This window comes from Micromonospora sp. RTP1Z1, from assembly GCF_033804685.1.
Lineage (GTDB): Bacteria > Actinomycetota > Actinomycetes > Mycobacteriales > Micromonosporaceae > Micromonospora.
The window spans coordinates 1-8744 of record NZ_JAPFQV010000111.1 but is presented as its reverse complement, the minus strand read 5'-3'; the positions used below and the strand labels follow the sequence as shown (position 1 = coordinate 8744).

Here is an 8744-nt window from a genome sequence, read left to right as displayed (position 1 = left end):
CCCCCGGGCTCCCCACCGCCTCGCCGAGCCCGACCGGCACCTGGCCGCCGGCGCCGTCGCCCAGCCCGTCACCCCGCTGACCGCACGCCGCCGGCCCGGCCACCTCGGGCCGGCGGCGCGGCCGGTCGGGGAGGCGGCCCGGCAGCACCCGCACGGCAAGGTCCGAATCCCGCCAGCCATCGTCCCGACCAGCAAGGCAGTATCAGTGGCGTGGAGTTGGACTTCGAACGGTGCTACCGGGCCGTGGACAGCCGTGACCAGCGGTTCGACGGCTGGTTCTACACCGGCGTGACCTCGACCGGGATCTACTGCCGGCCGTCCTGCCCGGCGACGACGCCGAAGCGGCAGAACGTCCGGTTCTTCCCGTCCGCCGCCGCCGCGCAGGGCGCCGGGCTGCGGGCCTGCCGCCGCTGCCGCCCCGACGCCGCCCCGGGCTCCCCGCAGTGGGACGTCCGGGCCGACGTGGTCGGGCGGGCGATGCGGCTGATCGCCGACGGGGTGGTCGACCGGGACGGCGTACCGGGGTTGGCGGCCAGGCTCGGCTACACCGAGCGGCACCTGCACCGGATGCTCCGCGCCGAACTGGGCGCCGGACCGCTCGCGCTGGCCCGCGCCCAGCGCGCCCAGACCGCCCGGATCCTCATCGAGACCACCGGCCTGGGCATGGCCGAGATCGCGTTCGCCGCCGGGTTCGGCAGCGTCCGGCAGTTCAACGACACGGTGCGGGAGGTGTACGCGGCGGCGCCTTCCGAGCTGCGGATCAGCCGGGGCGGCCGGCCCGCGACCCGCGGGGCGGGCACGATCACGCTGCGGCTGGCGTACCGGCCGCCGCTGCACGCGACGGCGCTGCTCGACTTCCTCGCGCTGCGGGCGTTGCCCGGCGTGGAGGAGGTCCGCGACGGGACGTACCGCCGGGGGTTGCGGCTGCCGCACGGGGCCGGCGAGGCCGCGCTGACCCCCGCCGACGGGCACGTCTCCGCGACCCTGCGGCTGGCCGACATGCGCGACCTGGCCCCCGCGGTCGCCCGCTGCCGCCGCCTGCTCGACCTCGACGCCGACCCGGTCGCGATCGACGAGACCCTCGCCCAGGACCCCGCCCTGGCCGCGGCGGTGGCTGCCGAGCCGGGAGTACGCCTCCCCCGCGCCGTCGACGGCTTCGAGATGGCGCTGCGCGCCATCACCACCCAACAGGTCTCCCTCCAGTCCGCCCGAACCACCCTCAACCGCCTCCTGCAGGCAGCCACCCCCGCCCCCACCGGTGATCAAGAGGTTCGCGTCGAGGAAACGGTCCCTGGCGGACGCGAACTTCTTGATCAACACGGGCAGGGCGCGCCGCTGCGGGGGTTCGTCAGCGCGGCGGAGGTGGTGGGATTGGCGGACAGCGCGTTCGGTATGCCGGTGGCGCGGCGGGAGACGATCCGGGCGCTGGCGCGGGCGGTCGTGGACGGGGAGCTCGAGCTGGAGCCGGGCGGGGACCGGGAGGACACCGTGCGCCGGCTCACCGCGCTGCCCGGGATCGGGCCGTGGACCGCCGGCTACGTGGCGATGCGGGCCCTCGGCGACCCGGACGTCTTCCTCCCCACCGACCTCGCCGTCCGCCGGGGCGCGGGCGCGCTCGGCCTGCCCACCGAACCGAAGACCCTCGACGCGTACGCCGATCGCTGGCGCCCCTGGCGGTCGTACGCCGTGATCCGACTTTGGAGAGCAGCATGACCACACTGGACAGCAGCGTCATCGACACGCCCACCGGCCCGCTGAGCATCCTCACCGGCCCCGACGGGGCGGTCCGGGCGGCCGGCTTCACCGCCGACCCGGCCGGCCTGGTGCCGCTGATCCACCCGAGCCTCCGGGGTGACCTGCGGGACCGGCCGGACCTCGGCCCGGTGACCGTGGCCGTCCGCTCCTACCTGGACGGCGACCTGACCGCGATCGACGCGGTGCCGGTGCAGCAGCACAGCGGGGGCGCGTTCCTCACCCACGCCTGGCAGGTGCTCCGCGAGGTGAAGCCGGGCGAGCCGGTGACGTACACCGGTTTCGCCGGCCAGGCCGGCCGCCCGGCGGCGGTCCGCGCCGCCGCGGCCGCCTGCGCCCGCAACGCCGCCGCGCTCTTCGTCCCCTGCCACCGGGTGCTGCGCACCGACGGAACGCTCGGCGGCTACCGGTGGGGGCTGAGTGTGAAGGAGTGGCTGCTTGATCACGAGCGGCAGGAGCGCTGAGTGACGCGAAGCTGACAGAAGCGCGACTCACATTTGACGCTAACGTCGGGTAGTGCCTGCGGAGAGCGACGGTAAACGAGCCTTCCGTGACGGCGTCCGCCCCCATCCGCCGCACAACCTCTGGCGACTACGGCACTACCTGCGCCCGTACGCGGTGGAATTCGCCTGGCTGCTGATCGCGGCCCTCGCTGCCACCGCGGCCAGCCTGGCCGTACCGCTGGTGGTGCAGCGGGTGGTGGACGGGCCGATCGCCCGGCACGACGCCGCCGGGCTGTTCCGGCTCGGCCTCCTCGCCCTCCTCCTCGGCCTGGCCGAGGCCGTGCTGATCTTCATCCGGCGGTGGACCCAGTCCTCCTCCTCGGTCGGCATGGAGGCGGCCATCCGCGCCGACATCTACGCCCACCTGCAACGCCTCCCGGCCGGCTTCCACGACCGGTGGCAGTCCGGCCAACTGCTCTCCCGAATCACCAGCGACCTGTCGGTGATCCGCCGGTTCCTCTCGTTCGGCCTGCTCTTCCTGGTCCTCAACCTGGTCACCTACCTGGCCGTGGTGGTGCTGCTGGTCCGCCTGCACCCGGCGCTGGGACTGCTGGTGGCGGCCAGCGCGGTGCCGCTGTTCCTGATCAGCCGCCGGTTCGCCCGGCACTACCACGCCGCCTCCCGCCGGATGCAGGACCAGCAGGGCGAGGTGGCCACGCTGGTGGAGGAGACCGCGCAGGGGCTGCGCACCATGCGGGCGTACGGCCGGGGTCCCGAACTGGCGGCGCGGTTCGCCGGCGGCGCCCGCACGCTGCACGACACCGGCGTCGGCAAGGCCCGGTTGCTGGCTCGCACCTCGGCGCTGTTCGACCTGGTCCCCAACCTGACCCTCGGGGTGGTGCTGGTCGCCGGCACCGCGGCAGCCGCCCGCGGGGCGCTCAGCATCGGCGAGCTGGTCGCCTTCGTCAGCCTCCAGCTGATGCTGACCTGGCCGGTGCAGTCGCTCGGCTGGATCATCGCCAACGGGCAGGAGGCGGCGACCGCGGCCGACCGGATCCAGGAGGTGCTGGACACCCCGCCGACCATCGTGGACGCTCCGCACGCCCGGCCGCTCGACCGCGCCGAGGTACAGGGCCGGCTCCGCTTCGAACGGGTCTCGTTCCGCTACCCCGGCACCATCGCGCCGGTGCTCCGCGAGGTCGACCTCAGCGTGGAACCGGGCGAGACCCTGGCCCTGGTCGGAGCCACCGGCTGCGGCAAGAGCACGCTGCTCTCCCTGGTCCCCCGGCTGCACGAGGTGACCGGCGGGCGGATCACCCTCGACGGGCACGACCTGCGGGACCTCCGGCTCGCCTCGCTGCGCCGGCTGGTCGGGGTGGCCTTCGAGGAGCCGACGCTCTTCTCCATGTCGGTCTGGGAGAACCTGACCCTCGGCCGGCCGGACGCCGGCGAGGAGGAGGTCCGGGCGGCGCTCGCCCTCGCCCAGGCCGAGTTCGCGTACGAGCTGCCGTGGGGGCTGGCCACCCGGGTCGGCGAACAGGGGATCTCCCTCTCCGGCGGCCAGCGGCAGCGGCTGGCCCTGGCCCGGGCCGTGCTCGGCCGGCCGGCGCTGCTCGTGCTGGACGATCCGCTCTCCGCCCTCGACGTGCACACCGAGGCGCTGGTCGAGGCGGCGCTGCGGCGGGTGCTGCGGAACACCACCGCGCTGCTGGTGGTGCACCGCCCGTCGACCGTGGCGCTCGCCGACCGGGTCGCGCTGCTCGACGCCGGCCGGATCGTCGCCGTCGGCACCCACTCCGAGCTGCTGGCCACCGTGCCGGCCTACCGGGCGGTGCTCTCGGCCGGGCCGCTGGAGCGGCACGACGGCGCCGGCCTGGTGCGCTCGTGACGGAAGCGCGGGACGGGTCACGACGGGTCCCCCGACCGAGGAGCGCTCCGGACGACGAACCCGACCTGACCCGGTGGCGCGGGCGGGCCACCGACCCGGACGCCGACCGCAGCCGGGCCGAGGACGCCGCGCCGGAGGCCGTCGCCCGGCTCCGGGCCCGCAGCCGGGCCCTGCTCGGGCAGCTCCTCCGCCCGCACCGGAGGCGGCTCGGGCTCGCCGTGACGCTGCTGCTGGTCCAGAACGCCGCCGCGATGTCCGGCCCGTACCTGGTCATGCTCGGCATCGACCGGGCCATCGCGCCGCTGCGGGCCGGCGACCCGGGACCGCTGGTCGCCGTCGCCGCCGCGTTCGCCACCGCGAGCATCGGCGAGTACGCGGCCCGGCGCGGCTTCCTCACCCTCGCCGCCCGGATCGGCCAGGCCGTCCTGCTCGACCTCCGGCAGCGGGTGTACGGCCACTTCCTCCGCCTGGACGTCGGCTTCCACGAGCGGTACACCTCCGGGCGGATGGTCTCCCGGCTGACCAGTGACCTCGACTCGATCGCCGAGCTGGTCGACGGCGGGATCGACAACCTGGTGGTCGCCGCCCTGTCCGTGCTGTCCGTCGCCGGCATCCTGCTCTGGCTGGACCTGCCGCTGGCCGCGGCGACCCTGCTCGCCTTCCCGTTCCTGTTCTGGCTGTCCCGCTGGTTCGCCCGGGCCTCCGCCGGGGCGTACCGGCGGAGCCGGGAGGCGGTCACGCTGGTGATCGTGCACTTCGTCGAGTCGCTGCGGGGCATCCGGGCGGTGCAGGCGTACCGGCGGGAGCCGCGCAACCAGCGGATCTTCGCCGCGGTGAACGACGACTACCGGCAGGCCAGCCTGCGCGCCTTCCGGCTGATCGCGGTCTACTCGCCGGGGATCAAGGTGATCGGCAACCTCACCGTGGCGGTGGTGCTGGGCTACGGCGGCTGGCGGGTGCTGAACGGACGGACCGACGTGGGCGTGCTCGCCGCGTTCCTGCTCTACCTGCGCCGGTTCTTCGAGCCGATGCAGGAGCTGAGCCAGTTCTACAACTCGCTGCAGTCGGCCACCGCCGCGCTGGAGAAGCTGGCCGGGGTGCTGGACGAGCGGCCCACCGTGGCCGAGCCGGAACGGCCGGCGGCACTGCCGACCGGGCCGGGCCGCGGCGCGGTGGCCTTCCGGTCGGTCTCCTTCGGCTACCGGCCGGACGCGCCGATCCTGTCCGAGCTGGAGCTGACCGTGCCGGCCGGGCAGACCGTCGCGCTGATCGGCCCGACCGGCGCCGGCAAGTCGACCATCGCCAAGCTGCTGGCCCGGTTCCACGACCCGGGCAGCGGCGCGATCACCCTCGACGGGGTCGACCTGCGGGACCTGGCCGACGCCGAGCTGCGCCGGGCGGTGACGCTGGTCACCCAGGAGAACCACCTGTTCAGCGGCTCGGTGGCGGAGAACATCCGGTTCGGCCGGCCGGGCGCGGACGACGCGGCGGTGGAGGCCGCGGCGCGGGCCATCGGTGCGCACGACTTCATCGCCGCGCTCCCCGACGGGTACGCCACCGAGGTGCACCGGCGCGGCGGCCGGCTCTCCGCCGGGCAGCGCCAGCTCGTCGCGTTCGCCCGGGCGTTCCTGGCCGACCCGCGGGTGCTGATCCTGGACGAGGCCACCTCGTCGCTGGACGCGCCGACCGAGCGGCTGGTGCAGCGGGCGCTCGGCAGCATCCTGCGGGACCGGACAGCCCTGGTGATCGCGCACCGGCTCTCCACGGTGGAGATCGCCGACCGGGTGCTGGTGCTCGACGGCGGCCGGATCGTGGAGGACGGTCCCCCCGCCGAGCTGGCCGTGGCCGGCGGCCGGTACGCCGCCCTGCACCGCCAGTGGCGGGACTCGCTGATCTGACGCCGGTGAAGACGGGCGGCCCGCTGTCCCGTCGGGGACAACCGGGAGGGCGGCACGATGGTTAAGCCGTGGTCGTGTCGTCACCCGCTGCCTAGGATCGGCTGATGACCGATACGGCGAGGACGGCCCGCGCCGGCGTCCCCGAGCGTCCGACCCTGGACGGCATCGAGGAGACCTGGGCGCGCCACTGGCAGGAGGACGGCACGTACGCGTTCGACCGCGCGAAAGAGCGCTCGGACGTGTACGCGATCGACACCCCGCCGCCGACGGTATCCGGCGAGCTGCACATGGGACACGTCTTCTCGTACACGCACACCGACACCGTGGCCCGGTTCCAGCGGATGCGCGGTCGCGCGGTCTTCTACCCGATGGGCTGGGACGACAACGGCCTGCCCACCGAACGTCGGGTGCAGAACGTGTACGGGGTGCGCTGCGACCCGGCCCTGCCGTACGACCCGAACTGGGTCCCGCCCGCGGCTCCGGTGAGCGAGGCGGCCCGGAAGGACCAGACCCCAATCTCGCGGCGCAACTTCATCGAGCTGTGCGAGCTGCTGACGGTCGCCGACGAGGAGGTCTTCGAGGCGCTGTGGCGGCGGCTCGGGCTGTCGGTGGACTGGTCGCTGACCTACACCACGATCGGCTGGGTGGCCCGGGCGACGTCGCAGCGGGCGTTCCTGCGGAACCTGGCCCGGGGCGAGGCGTACCAGGCGGAGGCGCCGACGCTGTGGGACGTCGGGTTCGCCACCGCGGTGGCCCAGGCGGAGCTGGAGGACCGGGAGCGGCCCGGGGCGTACCACCGGCTGCGGTTCACCGGGCCGGGCGGGCGCGAGGTGCTGATCGACACCACCCGGCCGGAGCTGCTGCCGGCCTGCGTGGCGCTGGTCTGCCACCCCGACGACGAGCGGTACGCGGACCTGGTCGGCGCGTCGGTGCGTACCCCGGTCTTCGGGGTCGAGGTGCCGGTGCGCGCGCACCCGCTGGCGGACCCGGCCAAGGGCACCGGCATCGCGATGGTCTGCACGTTCGGCGACCTGGCCGACGTGACCTGGTGGCGGGAACTCCAGCTCGACACGCGGGTGGTGATCGGCCGGGACGGGCGGCTGCTGCCCGAGCCGCCGGCCGGCGTGCCGGCCGAGCCCTACGCGGCGCTGGCCGGGCAGACGGTCAACGGCGCCCGCCGGACCATGGTCCAGATGCTGGCCGACGCGGGCGACCTGGTCGGCGAGCCGCGCGAGATCACTCACCCGGTGAAGTTCTACGAGCGCGGCGACCGGCCGCTGGAGATCGTCTCGACCCGGCAGTGGTACCTGCGCAACGGCGGCCGGGACGCCCGGCTGCGGGCGGAGCTGCTGGCCCGCGGCGCGGAACTGCGCTGGGTGCCCGAGCACATGAAGCACCGGTACGACCACTGGGTGGGCGGGCTGACCGGCGACTGGCTGGTCAGCCGGCAACGCTTCTTCGGGGTGCCGGTGCCGGTGTGGTACCGGCTCGACGACACTGGCGAGCCGGACTGGTCCCAGCGTCTCACGCCGGACGAGGCACTGCTCCCGATCGACCCGTCCAGCGAGGCCCCGCCCGGTTTCGAGGAGGCGCAGCGCGGCGTGCCGGGCGGTTTCGTCGGCGACCCGGACGTGCTGGACACCTGGGCGACGTCGTCGCTGACCCCGCAGATCGTCGGCGGCTGGGAGACCGACCCGGACCTGTTCCGCCGGGTCTTCCCGATGGACCTGCGCCCGCAGGGTCAGGAGATCATCCGGACCTGGCTCTTCGCCACGATCGTGCGGTCCCACCTGGAACACGGCGTGCTGCCCTGGCGGGACGCGGTCCTCTCCGGCTGGATCCTCGACCCGGACCGGAAGAAGATGTCCAAGTCCAAGGGGAACGTGGTCACCCCGATGGGCCTGCTGGAGCAGCACGGCTCGGACGCGGTCCGCTACTGGGCGGCCAACGGCAAGCCGGGGATGGACCTGGCCTTCGACCCGGCGCAGATCAAGGTGGGTCGGCGGCTCGCCACCAAGCTGCTCAACGCGTCCCGGTTCGCCCTCGGGCTGGGTGCCGCGGACGCGTTGCGCGCCCCGGCGACCGAGCCGCTGGACACCGCCATGCTCGCCGAACTCTCCGGGGTGGTCGCCGCCGCGACCGCCGCCTTCGACGGGTACGACCACACCGCGGCCCTGCAGGCGGCGGAGGCCTTCTTCTGGCGGTTCTGCGACGACTACATCGAGCTGGTGAAGGAGCGCGCCTACGGCACGGGGCCGGGGGCCGACTCGGCCCGGGCGGCCCTCGCGACCGCGCTCTCGGTGCAGTTGCGGCTCTTCGCGCCGGTGCTGCCCTTCGTCACCGAAGAGGTGTGGTCGTGGTGGCGGTACGGCTCGGTGCACCGGTCGACCTGGCCGACCACGTACGAGGTGGGGCGGGCCGTCCAGGGTCCCGGCGACCCGGAGCTGTTGCGGCTGGCCGCCGACGCGCTCGGCCAGGTACGCCGGGCCAAGTCGGAGCGGAAGCTGTCGATGAAGGCGGAGGTGCCGCTGGCCGAGGCGGTCGGCCCCGCCGCCCTGCTCGACCAGCTGACCCTGATCGCCGACGACCTCCGCGCCGCCGGCCGGATCGCCAAACTCGACCTGCGCCCCGACCGCACCCCCGACCTGGTCATCGCCTGCGCCTTCTGACCCCCACCCCCCGGGGTCCCAAGATCCGCGCACTTTCACGGAAAGAGTGCCTATTCGCGGCGGAATAGCCACTCTTTCTCTGAAAGTGCAGCCT

5 protein-coding genes are annotated in these 8744 nt (G+C 74.4%); all 5 read left to right on the top strand.

The genetic code is table 11. From position 1 onward, the window contains the following. The first annotated feature begins 210 nt into the window (after window positions 1-210). The 5 genes from SLP03_RS31010 (at window position 211) to valS (ending at window position 8650) form a co-directional block, all read left to right on the top strand. The gene (locus SLP03_RS31010) at window positions 211-1713 is read left to right on the top strand and encodes a DNA-3-methyladenine glycosylase 2 family protein (protein WP_319464195.1); all 1503 of its coding nucleotides are present in this window, start codon (window positions 211-213) and stop codon (window positions 1711-1713) included. Further along, a complete protein-coding gene (locus SLP03_RS31005; RefSeq protein ID WP_319464194.1) occupies window positions 1710-2216 on the top strand; it encodes a methylated-DNA--[protein]-cysteine S-methyltransferase in 507 nt (168 codons plus the stop codon). Before SLP03_RS31010 ends, SLP03_RS31005 begins: the two co-directional genes overlap by 4 nt. Window positions 2217-2268: 52 nt before the next feature. After that, window positions 2269-4083 carry an ABC transporter ATP-binding protein gene (locus tag SLP03_RS31000; protein WP_319464193.1) on the top strand — a complete coding sequence of 605 codons (1815 nt, stop codon included), beginning with the start codon at window positions 2269-2271 and terminating at the stop codon, window positions 4081-4083. A 65-nt stretch (window positions 4084-4148) separates the two neighbouring features. Then, window positions 4149-5981, top strand: a complete 1833-nt coding sequence (locus SLP03_RS30995) for an ABC transporter ATP-binding protein (protein WP_319464196.1) — start codon at window positions 4149-4151, stop codon at window positions 5979-5981. 104 nt (window positions 5982-6085) lie between these two features. Next, on the top strand, window positions 6086-8650 hold the full coding sequence (gene valS, locus SLP03_RS30990; protein ID WP_319464192.1) for a valine--tRNA ligase: 2565 nt from the start codon (window positions 6086-6088) through the stop codon (window positions 8648-8650). The last annotated feature ends 94 nt before the right edge of the window (window positions 8651-8744 follow it).